Below are 15,450 nucleotides of genomic sequence, written 5' to 3'. Positions count from 1 at the left end.
GGGGATTATCCCCACAAAGCAGCAGCCGACTCAGTCGGTGGTGTTTTCCATGCGCTTGGCGAGCGCGCCCAGCTGCAGCTCGATGCTGAACAGCCGCTCGTTCAGCACCGCCGTCTGCAGCCGGATCGCCTCGACGATGGCCTTGGTCTGCGGGTCGGAGGTGCTGTCTGACAGTTCAGACAGGTCATGCAGCTTCTTGCGCAGTTCGTTGCTCATGGGGCCTCCGTTCGGTCGTGGGGTGCGTCGTGGAAGCCCCAGTATGGAGGCTCGTCAACGCTCCGGCAATGCGGCGCCGCCCGGGGGTGCGACGCCCTCCTCCGCATGTGACGCGCCCACGCCGCGCAGCCGCACCGCCACCAGCACGCCGACGAACAGCAGCACCACGGCGCACAGGCCGGCCACCAGCCGCAGGGCGCGCAGCAGCGCCTCGCGCCCAGTGTCGAGCAGCGCGGCGCCCGTGGCGCCGGGCAGTTCCCCGGCCAGCGCGACCGCCCCGCCCAGGGTGCTGCGCGCGGCTTCGAGCGCCGCCGCATCGGCCAGGCCGACCGGCACCGCATCGGCCATGGCCGCGCGGTAGATCGCCGCGCCGACACTGCCGAGGATGGCGATGCCCAACGCGCCGCCAAACTCGGAACTCGTCTCCGAGATCGCCGAGGCCACGCCCGCGCGCTCCGGCGGCGCGCTGCCCACGACCAGGTCAGTGGCCAGCGTGAACACCGGCGCCAGGCCGAGCGACGAGATGATCGCGCTCGTCACCATCCAGGCCAGCCCGCCCTGCGCGGGCAGCAGCACCAGCATGCCGAAGCCCAGCGCCGCCACGCCCAACCCGCCGCCCATCACATAGGCCGGGCACAGGCGCCGCGTGAGCGCGGGCACGATCATCGAGCCGACGATGAAGGCGCCGGCGCTCGGCATGCTCCACAGGCCTGCCTCCAGCGGCGACAGGCCGAGCACCAGCTGCAGGTACTGGGCGTTGTAGAGAAAGAGCCCGAACATCACGAAGCAGGCCAGCATGTAGGCACCGAGCGAGACGCTGAAGGCCGGCAGCCTGAACAGGCGCAGGTCGATCATCGGATTCGCCAGCCGCCCCTGCCGGCGCGCGAACAACCAGCCGAGCAGCGCACCGACCGCGATGGCCAGCAGCGACACCGCGTCGGGACCGTGCTCGGCCACCTGCTTGATGCCGTAGATGGCCGCCAGCACGGCGCCCAGCGAGAGCGCCACGCTGGCCAGGTCGAGCGCGCCCGCGTCGGGGTCGCGGTACTCGGGCAAGAGCCAGGGGCCGAGCGCCAGCAACAGCACCATCACGGGCACGCCGATGAGGAACACCGAGCCCCATGGAAAGAACTGCAGCAGCACGCCGCCCAGCACCGGGCCGATGACCGCGCCGGCCGAGTAGCTCGAGATCCACACGCCGATGGCCACGGTGCGCTGCGCCGGGTCGAGGAACATGTTGCGGATCAGCGAGAGCGTGGACGGCGCCAGCGTCGCCCCCGCCACGCCGAGCAGCGCGCGCGTGGCGATCAGCATGTTGGCGCTGGTCGAGAAAGCCGCGAGCACCGAGGCAATGCCAAACGCCACCGCGCCGATCAGCAGCAGCCGGCGCCGCCCGATGCGGTCGCCCAGCGTGCCCATGGTGACCAGCAAGCCGGCCACGAAGAAGCCGTAGATGTCGACGATCCACAGCAGTTGCGAGGCGGTGGGCTTGAGGTCTTCGCTGATCGACGGGATCGCCAGGTTCAGCACCGTGAGGTCCATCGAATAGAGCATGCACGGCAGCGCGATGACCGCCAGGCCGGTCCATTCGCGCGCCGTGGCGCGGGCGGGCGTCACCCGCTGCGTTGCGCCGCTCATGGGCCGGACCCCTGGTCGCCGTTGTCGCTGACCGAGAACGCCTTGCGCACCTCGATGCTGCTGAAGCGCGCCGACGGAATGCCGGCCGCGAGCTGCAGCGCTTCTTCGTCGCTGTCGGCCTTGACCAGGTAGAAGCCGCCCAGTTGCTCGCTGGTTTCGGCGAACGGCCCGTCGGTGACCGAGAGCTTGCCGTTGCGCATGCGCACCGTGACCGCCGTGCCGGCCGGCTGCAGGGCCTCGGCCGCGACGAGCTTGCCGCGCGCCTGCAGATGGGCGTCGTAGTCGATGTGTTCGTTGATGTAGTGGTCCATGTCCTGCGCCGAGAAGTGGCTCGTCTGCGCGTCGGTTCCGTAGATCAGGCAAAGGTATCTCATGCAACATTCCCCTTCGGGTTTTCGATCATTTCCATGACGTCGATGGGACGCACTTCGATGGCGCCGTAGCGCGCCATCGGAATGCGGCCCGCCAGCTGGATCGCGGCGTTCAGGTCGCGCGCCTCGACCAGGATGAAGCCGCACAGTTGCTCGCGCGCTTCGGCATACGGCCCGTCGACGTGCGAGCGCTGGCCGTGGCGCACCTGCACGACCTTGGCGGCGCTCACCGAGGTCAGCGCCTCGGCGGCGATGAAGTGGCCGGCGGCTTCGAGCAGGCGGTCGTAGGCCATCGAGTCGGCGTTGAGCGCGCGGCGCTCGTCGGGCGGCAGCGCGCGCAGCACCGCTTCGTCGCAATGAACGAGGCAGAGGTATTTCATGCGGAATCTCCTTGCAGGTTTGAGTGAGGACATCACTGGTCGAACGGCGACGGCCGAAATCGACACGGGCTGTCAAAAATTTTTCGTGTCCGGCAACGACGCCAGTTGCCGCTCCAGGAATTGCCGCTCGGGCTGCTGGCGGACCAGCGACAACGCCTGCAGGTAAGCCTCACGCGCGTCCTCGGTGCGGCCCAGGCGCCGGCACAGCTCGGCACGCGCGCCATGCGCCAGGTGGTACTGCGCCAGCTCGCCGCGCGCGAGCAGCGCGTCGATCAGCGCGAGCCCCGCCGCCGGCCCGTCGCGCATCGCCACGGCGGCCGCGCGGTTGAGCTCGGCCACGGGCGAAGGGTCGAGCCGCAGCAGCACGTCGTACAGGCCGACGATCTGCGGCCAGTCGGTGTCGACGGCCTCGGGCGCTTCGGCATGCACCGCGGCAATGGCGGCCTGCAAGGTGTACGGGCCGAAGCGGCGCGACAGCAGCGCGCGCTCGACCAGCGCCGCGCCCTCCCCGATCTGCCCGCGGTGCCACAAGCTGCGGTCCTGCACATTGAGCAGCACGAGCTCGCCCTGCGCCGACGTACGTGCGGCGCGGCGCGCGTCGTGCAGCAGCATCAGCGCGAGCAGGCCCAGCGCCTCGGGGTCGGGCAGCAGCTCGGCCACCAGCCGCCCGAGCCGGATCGCCTCGGCCGACAAGTCGGCACGCGTGACGCTCTCGCCCGACGAGGCCGCATAGCCTTCGTTGAACACGAGGTACACCACGCGCAGCACAGCGTCGAGCCGTTCGGGCAGCTCGGCCAGGCCCGGCACCTGGTACGGAATGCCGGCGTCGCGGATGCGCGCCTTGGCCCGCACGATGCGCTGCGCGATGGTGGGGGCGGGCACGAGAAAGGCGCGCGCGATCTCTTCGGTCGCCAGCCCGCAGACCTCGCGCAGCGTGAGCGCCACCTGGGCGTCGGGCGCGAGCGCGGGGTGGCAGCAGGTGAAGACCAGGCGCAGGCGGTCGTCCTCCAGCGCCTCGGCATCGGGGTCGGCCTCGTGCCAGGCGGGCGCGGGGTCGGCCAGGGTGTCGGTGTGGGCGGTGGCGTCGTCCCACGCCGTGAAGCGCGCCTGCCGGCGGATGCCGTCGATCGACTTGAAGCGCCCCGCCGACACCAGCCAGGCGCGCGGGTTGGCCGGCACGCCCTCGCGCGGCCATTGCTCGAGCGCGGCGCGAAAGGCGTCGTGCAGGGCTTCTTCGGCCCGATCGAAATCGCCCAGCAGGCGCACCAGCGTGGCGAAGATGCGGCGCGACTCGGTGCGGTAGATCGCGTCGAGCGCGTCGAGCGCGTCGGCAACGCCCGTCGTTTTTTCGGTCACCCGGTGTCGCCGCTGAGCAGCCAACTCTCGAGCTTGACGAGCGCGCCGGTCCAGCCGTGGGTGTGGCCCTCGCGCGCCGCTTCGTCGAAGAACTGCTGGTGCATGAGCACGAGCTCGCAGCCGCCCGCGTCGGGTTCGAATTGCAGCGTGACGCGCGACTCGCGCTCGGGCGTGCTGCGCCAGGCCCAGCTGAAGACCAGCCGGCGCTCGGGCACGACCTCCAGGTAGGTGCCGCTCACGTCATGCGTCTCGCCATCGGCCGCCAACATGGTCACGCGAAAGCGCCCGCCCACGCGCAGGTCGACCTCGGCCAGCGGCACGTCGACGATTTCGTCGGGGCCGAACCAGTGCTTCAGCGCTTGCGGGTCGGTCCACGCGCGCCAGACTTTGGCGGGGCTGACGCGGAAGTGCCGGCGGAGCGTGAGCGACGGGCGCTCGGTGGTGGAACTGGTGGGGTTGTCGGGGGAAGGCTTCGCCATTCGGTGTCCTCCTGGTGATAAAGAAAGCGCGCCAGTGCATCGAGGCGGCCGGTCCAGAACTTCTCATAGCGCGAGAGCCACACGGCGGCCTCCTGCATCGGGCCCGCCGACAGCTCGCATCGCACGACGCGGCCCGCCTTCGTGCGCGAGATGAGCCCGGCGCCTTCGAGCACGCGCAGGTGCTTCATGAAGCCGGTCAGCGACATGCCGTGCGGTTCGGCGAGCTCGGTCACGCTGAGGCCGCCCTCGCCCAGCGCTTCGAGCACGCTGCGACGCGTCGGGTCGGACAGGGCCGCAAACACGGCGTCCAGGGCATCTGAGTGAACCATGCGGTTGAGTATCTGGAGCGGCCTGCGGGCCGTCAAGCAATGGGCCCCGCGCAGGAACGGTTTATGCATGCTGCATCGCAGCATCATTCCGCGAAGGAGCGCCCATGCTGGACCGAACCGCCACCCAGTTCTCCCACGTCAAACCCGGCGACACCGAGTACGTCTCGGGCGGGTTGCGAGACTTCTTCCTGTACCGCGACCTCGGCATTGCGGCCGCCACCCACGGCCAGGTGATCGCGCACCTCGTCAAGGCCAACATGGCACCCGAAACGGGCACCGGCTGGCACCGCCACGAGGCGGACTTCCAGATCGTCATCATGCTCAAGGGCTGGGCGCGCTTCATGTACGAGGACAAGGAAACGCGCGTCGAGGCCGGCGACGTGGTGCACCAGCGCCCCGGCATCCGCCACTTTCTGTTCGACTACTCGCCCGACATGGAGTACCTGGAGATCGTCTCGCCGGCCGACTTCAAGAGCATCGACGTCGAGCCGGTGTGCGAGATTCCGCCGCCCACGCCCTGGGCTTGAACCCGCGCGGCCTCGTCAACGGCCCGAGAAACGCGGCGCGCGTTTGGCGGTAAATGCCGCCACGCCCTCGCGCGCATCCGCGCTGCCCGATCGTTCACGCAGCAGGCGGTGCTCCATCTCGAAGTGTTCTTCGATCGGGCGCGCGGTCGCACCGCTGCACAGCGCCTTGATGCCCGCGAACGATGCGCTCGCGCCGTTCGCCAGCCGCGTCACCAGTGCTTCGGCAGCCGCCGCAAGCTCGGCGTCCGGGTACAACGCATCGACCGCTCCCGCCGCCAGGCAGCGTGCGCTGTCGATCGGGTCGCTGAGCATCAGCCATTGCTGCGCGCGCACCGGCCCGATGCGCCGCGACAGGAAATATGAACTCCCCGCGTCCGGCGACAGGCCGATGACCGCATAGCCCGTGCGCAGCTTCATCGACTCGGCCGCGAGCACGAAGTCGCCGCACAGCGCCAGCCCCACGCCGGCACCACCGACCGTGCCGTTCACTGCCACCACCAACGGCGCCGGGTTGTGCGCCAGCCGCAGCAGCGCGGGATGCAACCGGTCGAGGATGGCGTCGACCAGCTCGGGCAGCTTGTCGCCGGCGGCCACGAAGCTGTCGATGTCGCCGCCCGCGCAGAACACGCGCCCCTCGCCGGTCAGCAGGATGGCGCGCGGCGCGGCGTCGATCACCTCGTCGATCGCGCGCGACAGCGCATGGCTGCTCGCCAGCGACACCGAGTTGGCGCGCTCGGGCCGCTTCAGCACGATGCGGCCGATGCTGTCCTGCACGCCCCAGGCGATGCCTTCTTCGTGCTGCATCTCAGATGCCCGTGAGCCCGCCGGTGCACATGAGCGTCTGGCCGCTCACGTAGTCCGACTCGGGCGCGCACAGCAGGTACACCGCGCCGGCCGCTTCTTCGGGTGTGCCGCCGCGGCCCAGCGGGATCGACTGTTCCATCATCGCCAGCAGCCCCGGGTTGACGCCGACCTTGATCTCGCGCCCCTCGATGTTCGCGGTGGTGGCTTCGGCCGTGCTGGCCGTGAGCCGCGTCTGGATGAAGCCGAAGGCCACGCAGTTCACGGTGACGTTCATGCGCCCCCACTCCTTGGCCAGCGTCTGCGTCATGCCGACGATGCCGGCCTTGGCGGTCGAATAGTTGGCCTGGCCCGCATTGCCGAAGAGCCCGGCCACCGACGAGATGTTGACCACCTTGCGCACCACGCGCCGGCCGGCTTCGGTCTCTGCCTTGCCGAGCGCGCGAATCACCGGCTGCGCGGCGCGCAGGATGCGAAAAGGCGCCGTCAGGTGCACGTCGATCATGGCGTACCACTGCTCGTCGGTCATCTTCTGCACCACGCTGTCCCAGGTGTAGCCGGCGTTGTTGACGATGATGTCCAGGCCCTTGAATTCGCTCACCGCCGTGCCGACGAAGCGCTCGGCAAAGTCCGGTGCCGACACGCTGCCGACGCAGGCCACGGCCTGGCCGCCCGCGGCGCGGATGGCCTGCACGGTTTCTTCGGCCGGTTCGGCATCGAGGTCGTTGACGACGATGCGCGCGCCTTCCGACGCGAGCTTGAGCGCGATCGCGCGGCCGATGCCGCGACCCGATCCGGTGATGAGGGCGACCTTGCCTTCGAGTTTGGGTGCCATGTCTCTTCTCTCTTATTTCGTTCGTTCAGGGGATTCAACGCAGCGCCACGAGCGCTTCGCCCGCAATGCGGGGCTGGCCGTACTGGTTGGCGCTGAGCACTTCCACGCGCACGCAGCGCTCGCCGTTGTGCTCGAGCTTCTCGACCACGCGGCCGGTGCAGCGCACGGCATGGCCCAGGTGCGTGATGCCCTGGAAGCGCACGTCGAAGCGGCGCAGCTGCGCCTGCGGCACCCACTGCGTAAGCAGACGGCCGAGCCAGGCCATGCCCAGCATGCCCTGCGCAAACACGTCGGGCATGCCGGCCTTGCGCGCGAAATCGGTGTCGATGTGGATCGGGTTGTGGTCGCCCGAGGCGCCCGCGAACAGCGCGAGCGTGGTGCGGTTGACCGGCGCAAGCTGCAAGGCGGGAAGCTCGTCGCCGATCTGGATGCTGTCGTAGGTGGGATGGGTCATCGTGCGTTCCTTCTTCAGTGGCGGCACACGATCACCGTGCGCAATTCGGCCACGAGTTCGTCGCGCTGGTTGGTGGCGCGCGAGGTCTTCACCACGAATTCGAGCGCGCCGTTCTTCTTGTCGTAGATGTCGCTGATGGTGGAGCGCACCGTCACCGTGTCGCCCACACAGGCCGGCCGGTGGTATTCAAAGCTCTGCTCGCCGTGCAGCAGCTTCGACAGCGGAATCTGCAGGTCGTCGAGCATCTGGCCCGACGCGCCCGAGTCCAGCTCGGCCGCGAACAGGAAGGTCGGCGGCGCGGGCAGGTCGGGGTAGCCGGCATCGCGCGCGGCGGCGGCATCGGTGTAGACCGGGTCGGTCTCGCCGATGGCCTTGGCGAAGAACTGCAGCCGGGTGCGCTCGATGGGCAGCACCGAAGCGGGCAGCTCGTGGCCGATCCATTTCTTGTCGATCATGTTCTGCCTTTTTTCAGACGCGTTCGTACAGCGTGACCACGCAGGCGCCGCCCAAACCCAGGTTGTGCTGCAGCGCCATGCGCGCGCCTTCGACCTGCCGTTTGTCGGCCGTGCCGCGCAGCTGCTGGACCAGTTCCGTGCATTGCGCAAGACCCGTGGCGCCCAACGGGTGGCCCTTCGACAGCAGGCCGCCCGACGGGTTGGTCACCACCTTGCCGCCGTAGGTGTTGTCGCCATCGACCACGAACTTCTCCGCGCCGCCGACCGGGCACAGGCCCAGCGCTTCGTAACTGATGAGTTCGTTGTGCGCAAAGCAGTCGTGCAGCTCGACCACGTCGATGTCCTGCGGGCCGACACCGGCTGCGTCGTACACCTTCTGCGCGGCTTCCTGCGCCATGCTGAAGCCGACCACCTCGCGCATGTCGCGGCTCTCGAAGGTGATGGCGCGGTCGGTGGTCATGGCCTGCGCCTTGATGCGCACGCTGCGGTCCAGGCCGTGGCGCTCGGCGAAACGCGGCGAGCAGACGATGGCCGCAGCCGCACCGCAGGTCGGCGGGCAGGCCATGAGCCGCGTCATCACGCCGGGCCACATGACGGGCGCGGCCATCACCTCATCTTCGGTGACGACGGTGCGAAACAGCGCCACCGGGTTGTTCGATGCATGGCGGCTGGCCTTGGCGCGGATCTTCGCGAAGGTCGACATCTGCGTGCCGTACTGCTGCATGTGCGCGAGCCCCGCGCCGCCGAAGTAGCGCAGCGCCAGCGGCACCTGCTCGTTGCCGACCAGCTCGTCGGTGATCGACTCGAAGTGGTCGAACGGACTCGGGCGGTCGTTGAACACCGCGCCCAATGCGCCGGGGCTCATGTGCTCGAAGCCGAGCGCCAGCACGCAGTCGGCCGCGCCGCTGGCCACGGCCTGGCGCGCAAGGAACAGCGCGGTCGAGCCGGTGGAGCAGTTGTTGTTGACGTTGACGACCGGAATGCCGGTCATGCCCACTTCGTAGAGCGCGCGCTGGCCGGCGGTCGAGTCGCCGTACACGTAGCCGACGTAGGCCTGCTGCACCAGCTCGTAGCCGATGCCGGCGTCTTTCAATGCGGCATTGGTCGCGTGCGCGGCCATCTGCGGGTAGGGCTGGTTCGCGCCCGGCTTGGTGAAGGGGATCATGCCGACACCGACGACGTAGACATCCTGGCTCATGAGCGTCTCCTGAAATGAAGTGAATGAAGAAGAAAAAATGGTGGGCAGTGCTCAGGCTACGCTTCGTTGGCGGTCTTGCCAAAACGGTTCGCGCAGCCGGGTCTTGAGCACCTTGCCCGCACCCGAGAGCGGCAGCGCCTCGACCAGCGCCACGCTGCGCGGGCACTTGTAGTTCGCGATCAGCGTCTTGCAATGCGCGATGAGCACATCGGCCGCCAGCTGCTGGCCCGGCTTGAGCACGAGCACCGCATGCACGGTCTCGCCCCACTCCTCGCTCGGGATGCCGATGACGGCGCAGGCGGCCACGGCCGGGTGCTGGTTGATGGCGTTCTCGACCTCGGCCGAGTAGATGTTCTCGCCGCCGCTGATGATCATGTCCTTCAGGCGATCGACCACGAAGATGTAGCCGTCGTCGTCCATGTACGCGCCGTCGCCGGTGTGCATCCAGCCGCCGCGCACGGCCGCGGCCGTTTGCGCGGGCTGGTTCCAGTAGCCCTGCATCACGTTGGGGCCGCGCACCGCGACCTCGCCGACGGTGCCGCGCGGCACTTCGACGCCCTCGCCATCGACGATGCGCACCTCGGTGCAGTAGCTCGCGCGGCCGGCCGAGCGCAGCTTGCCCCGTCGCTGGCCTTCGGGCGTGTGGTTGCGCGCGGGGTTGAGGGTGGCCAGCGGCGACAGCTCGGTCATGCCGTAGGCCTGCACGAAGTCCACGCCCGGGAAGGCGTCCATCGCGCGGTTCAGCACCGCCTCGGCGATCGGCGAGGCGCCGTAGGTGATGCACTTCAGGCTGCTCAGGTCGCGCGGCTCGCGCATCGCCGGATGGTCGACCAGCATCTGGATCATGGTCGGCACCAGCAGCACGTGCGTGACGCGGTCTTGCGCGATGGCGTTCAGCACCGCCTCGGGGCTGAAGGCCGGAATGATCGCGTGCGTGTTGCCCTCGAGCCAGTGCGGTGCGGAGATGCCCATGTCGGCCAGGTGGAACATCGGCGCGGCATGCAAGTAGCAGCCGTCGGGCGCAGCCAGGCCTTCGGCATGCAGGGCCAGCCCCGAGCTGCCCATGTTGGTGTGGCTCAGCATCACGCCCTTGGGAAAGCCCGTGGTGCCGCCGGTGTAGAAGATGCCGGCCAGGTCTTCGCCGCGGCGGCCCACATCGGGCACGGGCGAGGCGGCCTCCAGCAGTGCCTCGTAGCCATGCATGCCGGGCGGCGTAGGGCCGTCGCCGCAGTAGATCACCTCGCGCAGGCTGGTCGCCTGCCCGCGCATCTGCTCGACCACCGCGCGGAAGGTGTCGTCCACCAGCAGCAGCGAGGAGCCCGAGTCTTCGAGCGAGTACAGGATTTCGGCGGCCGACCAGCGGATGTTGCAGGGGTTGAGCACGCCGCCGCCCCAGGGCACGGCCATCTGGTATTCGAGGTAGCGCGCCGAGTTGAGCGCCAGCATCGCCACGCGGTCGCCCGCCTGCATGCCGAGCCCCTGCAGGGCGCCCGCGAGGCGCGCGACCCGCTCGGCATAGGCGCGAAAGCTCAGGGTGCGGCCGGCGGCGCGCACGGCGATCCGGTCGGGGTGCTGCTGCACGCTGCGGTGCAGCGACTGGGTCTGGTACATGGCGGTTGTCTCCGTTCGGTTCTTGTGTGAACGCATGGTAGAAACCGCGCCGTGCCGCGGCGATTGCGCTTCGCATCGCCCGCATGGCAGAAAACCTCAATCGACACTCGCGCCGCCGTCAGGTCTGATCCGCACACGCATGTTGCAACCGCCCGTCACCATCCCGATCGTGTTCGTCCAGGGCATGCTCTCGGGCGTGCGCGCGCGCGGCGACAACGCACCGATCTGCATCGACACCGCGCTGCAGGATGCCGGCATTGCCCCCGCCCTGCTCGATGCGCCGGGCGCGCGCGTCACGGCCGAGCAGTACGTGGCGCTGTTCGCGCTGCTGATGGAGCGGCTGGACGACGAGGCCCTGTGCTTCCTGTCGCGCCGCCTGCGCCGGGGCAGCTTCGCGCTCATGACGCGCGCCACGATGGGCGCGCCCACGCTCGAGGTGGCGCTGCGGCGCGTGGCGCGCACCTTCAGCCTGCTGCAGGACGACCTCGAGATGGTGCTGCTACGCGAGGGGCCGCTCGCGGGCTTCGGCCTGCGCGTGCAGGGCATGCCGAGCGCGCCGCTGAACTTCCTGCACGAGCTGATGCTGCGCGTGTACTGGCGGCTCTTTGCCTGGCTGCACGGCGGGCGGCTGACGGCGCGCCGCTTCGACTTCGGCTTCGAGCAGCCGCCTTATGCGGCCGGCTACAGCAAGGTGTTTCCCGCGCCGCTGCAGTTCGGTCAGCCGCTCTCGGCCGTGTGGTTCGACGCGAGCGCACTGGCCACGCCGATCCACCGCGACGCACGCGCCATGCGCGACTTTCTGGCCGCCGCACCGGCCCACGTGATCCTGCCGCCGCTGGGCGAACTGGCCGTGAGCGCGCGCGTGCGCACCGTGCTGCAACAGCACCGCCCGGCCTGGACCGACCTGGCCACGGCCGCGCGCAGCCTGCACATGTCGGTGAGCACGCTGCAGCGCCACCTGGCGACCGAGGGCACCTCGTTCCAGTCGCTCAAGGACCAGCTGAGGCGCGACGTGGCCATCGTGCGGCTGAACACCAGCACCGTGCCGCTGGCGGCGCTGGCCGAGGAGCTGGGTTTTTCGGACAGCGCGGCGTTCCAGCGTGCCTTCAAGACCTGGACCGGCGGCGCGCCAGGGTCGTATCGAAGGCGGCCGGGACCGGACCCGGAGGCCTGAGTTTTCAGACACTCCTGAAACTACAGCCATCTCGCGCGACAATCCGCCGCATGGCTTCCGCACCCGAACTCCCTCCCCTCAACCGCCAGTTCGTCGCCCACTTCGGCGAGATGGGCAGCAAGTGGGGCATCAACCGCACCGTCGGGCAGATCTACGCGTTGATCTTCCTGTCGGAGCGCGCGCTCAATGCCGACGAGATCGCCGAGCTGCTGGAGTTCTCGCGCTCCAACGTGAGCATGGGCTTGAAAGAGTTGCAAGCCTGGCGCCTCGTGCACCTGCGCCACCACGCAGGCGACCGGCGCGAGTACTTCGAGGCGCCGAAGGACGTGTGGGAAATCTTCCGCGTGCTGGCCGAGGAGCGCCGCCGCCGCGAGATCGAGCCCACGCTCTCGATGCTGCGCAACGCGCTGCTCGAGTCGCCCACGAGCGACGCCGAGCGCCACGCACAGGCCCGGATGCGCGAGATGCACGACCTGATCGACCGGCTGATGAAGTGGTTCGACGACGTGCAGCGCCTGGCACCCGAAACCGCCATGCAGCTCATGGGCATGGGCGCGACGGTGACGAAGGTGCTGACGCTGAAAGACCGCCTCACGGGCGGTGCGTCGAAGAAGAGCAAGGGCCCCGCGGACAAGGACTGAGTCGCCGCGGAACCGAACGGAAAACTACCCGTTCTTCAAAGCCGTTCCTGCCCCTGCGGGGGTTCCGGCATGCCGAGCTTTTCCTTGCGGATGGCCTCGTCGTCCATGAGTTCGTACCACATGGCGTTGAGCACGGCGAAGGCGGCTGCCAGCGGCAGGCCGAGGATCCAGGCGAAGTACCACATATCTTTTCCTTCCCGTTTCAGTAGGCGTGTCCGCTCTCGTCGCGGATGGCTTGCTCGTCGACCTTGCCCCACAGCACGTGATAGACCCAGGTGGTGTAGCCGATGATGATCGGGATGAAGATCACGGTGACCACCAGCATGATGAACAGCGTCAGGTGGCTCGACGATGAATCCCACACCGTGAGGCTGGCGCGCGGGTCGATCGACGAAGGCAGGATGAACGGGAACATCGACGCGCCCACGCTGAGGATGATGCCGGCGATGCCCAGCGCCGCCGTGAGCAGCGCCAGCCCCGGCCGGCGCAGCACCAGCCCGAGCAATGCACCCAGCGTGCCGACGAAGCCCGCCACCGGCGCGGCGATGGTCCAGGGGTGCGCCGCGTAGTTGCCCATCCAGGCGCCCGCATGCAGCTCGACGGTCTTCAGCATCGGGTTCGACGGGCCCACGGTGTCGACCACGCTGCTGATGCGAAAGCCCCCGATGCCCATCGCCAGCCACACGCCGGCCAGCGCGTAGAACACGAGCGTGAGCACCGCCGCGACCATGCCGTAGCTGCGCGCGCGCTCGGCCACCGGACCGGCGGTCTTGAGCAGCAGCCACGCCGCGCCGTGCATCACCAGCATCGCCACCGACACCAGTCCGCAGAGGATGGCAAAGGGATTCAACAGGCCAAAGAAGCCGCCGTCGTAGAAGATGTGCATGTCGGCGCCGAAGCGGAACGGCACGCCCTGCAGCACGTTGCCCACGGCCACGCCGCTGATCAGCGCGGGCACGAAGCCGCTGAAGAACAGCACGCCGTCCCAGCGCGCGCGCCACTGCGGCGACTCGCGCTTGCTGCGGAACTTGAAGGCCACCGGCCGCAGGATCAGCGCCGAGAGAATCACGAACATCGCCAGGTAGAAGCCCGAGAACGACACCGCGTACAGCTGCGGCCAGGCCGCGAAGACGGCCCCGCCGCCCAGGATCAGCCAGACCTGGTTGCCTTCCCACACCGGGCCCACGCTGTTGATGACGACGCGGCGTTCGATGTCGTTGCGCGCGGCAAAAGGCAGCAGCATGCCGGCGCCGAGGTCGAAGCCGTCGGTCACCGCGAAGCCGACCAGCAGCACGCCGATCAGCAGCCACCAGATGAAGCGCAGGGTGTCGTAGTCGAGAAGTGTGTGGAGGATCATGCGGCGCTCCCGGTCGAGGCAGAAGAGGAAGGCACGGCGGCGCGCGCCGGCGGAATGTGCGAGCGGGCATCGCCCTCGGTGGGCGCGTGCTCGGTCTGGGGGCCCTTCTGGATGGCCTTGAGCATCAGCTTCATCTCGATGATGAGCAGCGTCGTGTAGATCGCGATGAAGCCCGCGAGCGTGATCAGCAAGGTCGTCACGCCCAGGTTCGACACGGCCACCGCGGTCGGCAGCACGCCTTCGATCACCCAGGGCTGGCGACCGTACTCGGCCACCAGCCAGCCGGATTCAATGGCGATCCACGGCAGCGGAATCGCCCACACCGCGACCTTGAGCAACCAGCGGTGGCGGTCGAGCGCGCGACGCGCCGACAGCACGAAGAAGGTGCCGGTCAGCAGGATCAGCAGCATGCCGATGCCCACCATCACGCGGAACAGCCAGAACAGCGGCGCCACCTGCGGCACCGTGTCCCACGCGGCCTTGGCGATCTGCTCGTCGGTGGCCTGGCGCGGGTCGTCCACGTAGCGCTTGAGCAGCAGCGCGTAGCCCATGTTGATGCCGTTCTCTTCAAAGTCGCCGCGCACGCCCTGCGTCACCTTGTCGGCGCCGCCGGCCTCGCGAATCTTCTGCAGCGCGTCGTAGGCCTTCAGGCCCTCGCGGATGCGGGCCTCGGCGCGCTTCACGAGCTCGTCGATGCCGGGCATCACGGTGTTGAGCGAGCGCGTGCCGATGAGGCCCATCACCGCCGGGATGTGAATGGCGTAGTGCGTCTCGCGCGCCTTCTGGTCGGGGAAGCCGATCACGGTGAAGGCGGCGGGCGCGGGTTGCGTCTCCCACATGCCTTCGATGGCGGCCAGCTTCATCTTCTGGTGTTCGCCCGAGAGGTAGCCGCTCTCGTCGCCGAGCACCGCCACCGACAGCGCGGCGGCCAGCCCAAACGAGGCAGCCACGGTCATCGAGCGCTTCGCCAGTTCGACATGCCGGCCCTTGAGCAGGTACCACGCCGACACGCCGAGCACGAACACCGCGGCGCACACATAGCCGGCCGACACGGTGTGCACGAACTTGGCCTGTGCCACGGGGTTGGTCAGCACGGCGGCGAAGTCGGTCACTTCCATGCGCATGGTCGCCGGGTTGAAAGCCGCGCCCACGGGGTTCTGCATCCAGCCGTTGGCAATGAGAATCCACAGCGCCGAGAAGTTGGAGCCGATGGCCACGGCCCACGTCGCGACCAGGTGACCGACCTTCGAGAGCTTGTCCCAGCCGAAGAAGAACAGGCCCACGAAGGTCGCTTCCATGAAGAAGGCCATGAGCCCTTCGATGGCCAGCGGCGCGCCGAAGATGTCGCCGACGTAGTGGCTGTAGTAGCTCCAGTTCATGCCGAACTGGAACTCCATCACGATGCCGGTGGCCACGCCCATCGCGAAGTTGATGCCGAACAGCACGCCCCAGAACTTGGTCATGTCGCGCCAGATGACGCGCCCGGTCATCACGTAGACCGTCTCCATGATGGCCAGGATGATCGACAGTCCGAGCGTGAGCGGCACGAACAGGAAGTGGTACAGCGCCGTCACGGCGAACTGCAGGCGCGAGAGCGCGACGATGTCAAGGTCCATGGGGCTTCCTTT

The 15,450-nt window shown here is 68.8% G+C and carries 18 protein-coding genes and 1 pseudogene; 3 read left to right on the top strand and 16 right to left on the bottom strand.

Features of this window, described 5'->3' with window-relative positions:
- Positions 1–30: 30 nt before the first annotated feature.
- From RZE79_RS11705 to RZE79_RS11675, 7 genes and pseudogenes are all read right to left on the bottom strand, one after another.
- Positions 31–216, bottom strand: coding sequence for a hypothetical protein (locus tag RZE79_RS11705; RefSeq protein WP_153284913.1), 186 nt, complete (start codon positions 214–216; stop codon positions 31–33).
- 54 nt (positions 217–270) lie between these two features.
- On the bottom strand, positions 271–1,854 hold the full coding sequence (locus RZE79_RS11700; protein WP_319360526.1) for an MFS transporter: 1,584 nt from the start codon (positions 1,852–1,854) through the stop codon (positions 271–273).
- Complete coding sequence (locus RZE79_RS11695) at positions 1,851–2,228, bottom strand: YciI family protein (protein WP_319360525.1); 378 nt, start codon at positions 2,226–2,228, stop codon at positions 1,851–1,853. Before RZE79_RS11695 ends, RZE79_RS11700 begins: the two co-directional genes overlap by 4 nt.
- On the bottom strand, positions 2,225–2,605 hold the full coding sequence (locus RZE79_RS11690) for a YciI family protein (protein WP_319360524.1): 381 nt from the start codon (positions 2,603–2,605) through the stop codon (positions 2,225–2,227). Before RZE79_RS11690 ends, RZE79_RS11695 begins: the two co-directional genes overlap by 4 nt.
- 72 nt (positions 2,606–2,677) lie before the next feature.
- Positions 2,678–3,961, bottom strand: a complete 1,284-nt coding sequence (locus RZE79_RS11685) for an RNA polymerase sigma factor (RefSeq protein ID WP_319360523.1) — start codon at positions 3,959–3,961, stop codon at positions 2,678–2,680.
- Positions 3,958–4,440 carry an SRPBCC domain-containing protein gene (locus tag RZE79_RS11680; protein WP_319360522.1) on the bottom strand — a complete coding sequence of 161 codons (483 nt, stop codon included), beginning with the start codon at positions 4,438–4,440 and terminating at the stop codon, positions 3,958–3,960. The genes RZE79_RS11685 and RZE79_RS11680 overlap by 4 nt, the downstream gene beginning before the upstream one ends.
- A gap of 149 nt (positions 4,441–4,589) precedes the next feature.
- Positions 4,590–4,769, bottom strand: a pseudogene (locus tag RZE79_RS11675) (ArsR/SmtB family transcription factor); the annotation flags it as partial.
- A gap of 104 nt (positions 4,770–4,873) precedes the next feature.
- Here RZE79_RS11675 and RZE79_RS11670 point away from each other — a divergent pair.
- Positions 4,874–5,296: a cupin domain-containing protein gene (locus tag RZE79_RS11670; RefSeq protein WP_153284918.1), complete on the top strand. Its 423-nt coding sequence runs from the start codon at positions 4,874–4,876 to the stop codon at positions 5,294–5,296.
- Positions 5,297–5,311: 15 nt separating this feature from the next.
- Here the strand turns inward: RZE79_RS11670 and RZE79_RS11665 are convergent, their stop codons facing one another.
- Genes RZE79_RS11665 through RZE79_RS11640 form a run of 6 tightly spaced genes read right to left on the bottom strand, consistent with a single transcriptional unit; the run spans position 5,312 to position 10,650 of the window.
- Entirely contained in the window at positions 5,312–6,100 is a 789-nt protein-coding gene (locus RZE79_RS11665; protein WP_319360521.1) for an enoyl-CoA hydratase-related protein, read from the bottom strand.
- 1 nt (position 6,101) lies between these two features.
- Positions 6,102–6,932 carry an SDR family NAD(P)-dependent oxidoreductase gene (locus tag RZE79_RS11660; RefSeq protein ID WP_319360520.1) on the bottom strand — a complete coding sequence of 277 codons (831 nt, stop codon included), beginning with the start codon at positions 6,930–6,932 and terminating at the stop codon, positions 6,102–6,104.
- A gap of 34 nt (positions 6,933–6,966) precedes the next feature.
- A complete protein-coding gene (locus tag RZE79_RS11655) occupies positions 6,967–7,386 on the bottom strand; it encodes a MaoC family dehydratase (RefSeq protein WP_153284921.1) in 420 nt (139 codons plus the stop codon).
- 14 nt (positions 7,387–7,400) lie between these two features.
- Positions 7,401–7,841 (bottom strand): MaoC family dehydratase N-terminal domain-containing protein, encoded by a 441-nt coding sequence (locus tag RZE79_RS11650; protein ID WP_101493760.1) that lies wholly within the window; start codon positions 7,839–7,841, stop codon positions 7,401–7,403.
- 13 nt (positions 7,842–7,854) lie between these two features.
- Entirely contained in the window at positions 7,855–9,039 is a 1,185-nt protein-coding gene (locus RZE79_RS11645) for a lipid-transfer protein (protein ID WP_153284923.1), read from the bottom strand.
- A gap of 51 nt (positions 9,040–9,090) precedes the next feature.
- Positions 9,091–10,650 (bottom strand): long-chain-fatty-acid--CoA ligase, encoded by a 1,560-nt coding sequence (locus tag RZE79_RS11640; RefSeq protein ID WP_153284924.1) that lies wholly within the window; start codon positions 10,648–10,650, stop codon positions 9,091–9,093.
- Positions 10,651–10,789: 139 nt separating this feature from the next.
- Between RZE79_RS11640 and RZE79_RS11635 the strand changes: the two genes are divergently transcribed.
- Together RZE79_RS11635 and RZE79_RS11630 are read left to right on the top strand one after the other, a co-directional pair.
- Complete coding sequence (locus RZE79_RS11635; protein ID WP_319360519.1) at positions 10,790–11,824, top strand: AraC family transcriptional regulator; 1,035 nt, start codon at positions 10,790–10,792, stop codon at positions 11,822–11,824.
- Between the two features lie 50 nt (positions 11,825–11,874).
- Positions 11,875–12,465 carry a GbsR/MarR family transcriptional regulator gene (locus RZE79_RS11630; RefSeq protein ID WP_153284926.1) on the top strand — a complete coding sequence of 197 codons (591 nt, stop codon included), beginning with the start codon at positions 11,875–11,877 and terminating at the stop codon, positions 12,463–12,465.
- A 35-nt stretch (positions 12,466–12,500) separates the two neighbouring features.
- On the opposite strand, the gene cydX is transcribed toward RZE79_RS11630, so the two are convergent.
- The 3 genes from cydX to RZE79_RS11615 are packed head-to-tail and all read right to left on the bottom strand — an operon-like array spanning position 12,501 to position 15,438.
- Positions 12,501–12,650, bottom strand: coding sequence for a cytochrome bd-I oxidase subunit CydX (gene cydX / locus RZE79_RS11625; protein ID WP_153284927.1), 150 nt, complete (start codon positions 12,648–12,650; stop codon positions 12,501–12,503).
- A 17-nt stretch (positions 12,651–12,667) separates the two neighbouring features.
- Positions 12,668–13,822: a cytochrome d ubiquinol oxidase subunit II gene (gene cydB, locus RZE79_RS11620; RefSeq protein WP_319360518.1), complete on the bottom strand. Its 1,155-nt coding sequence runs from the start codon at positions 13,820–13,822 to the stop codon at positions 12,668–12,670.
- The gene (locus RZE79_RS11615) at positions 13,819–15,438 is read right to left on the bottom strand and encodes a cytochrome ubiquinol oxidase subunit I (protein WP_319360517.1); all 1,620 of its coding nucleotides are present in this window, start codon (positions 15,436–15,438) and stop codon (positions 13,819–13,821) included. The genes cydB and RZE79_RS11615 overlap by 4 nt, the downstream gene beginning before the upstream one ends.
- Positions 15,439–15,450: the final 12 nt, after the last annotated feature.

Origin of the sequence: Variovorax sp. EBFNA2, from assembly GCF_033802765.1 — a bacterium.
GTDB classification, from domain to species: Bacteria; Pseudomonadota; Gammaproteobacteria; order Burkholderiales; family Burkholderiaceae_C; genus Variovorax; species Variovorax paradoxus_H.
Note: the sequence above shows the minus strand (reverse complement) of the source record. Positions and strands in the feature narration are given on the sequence as shown.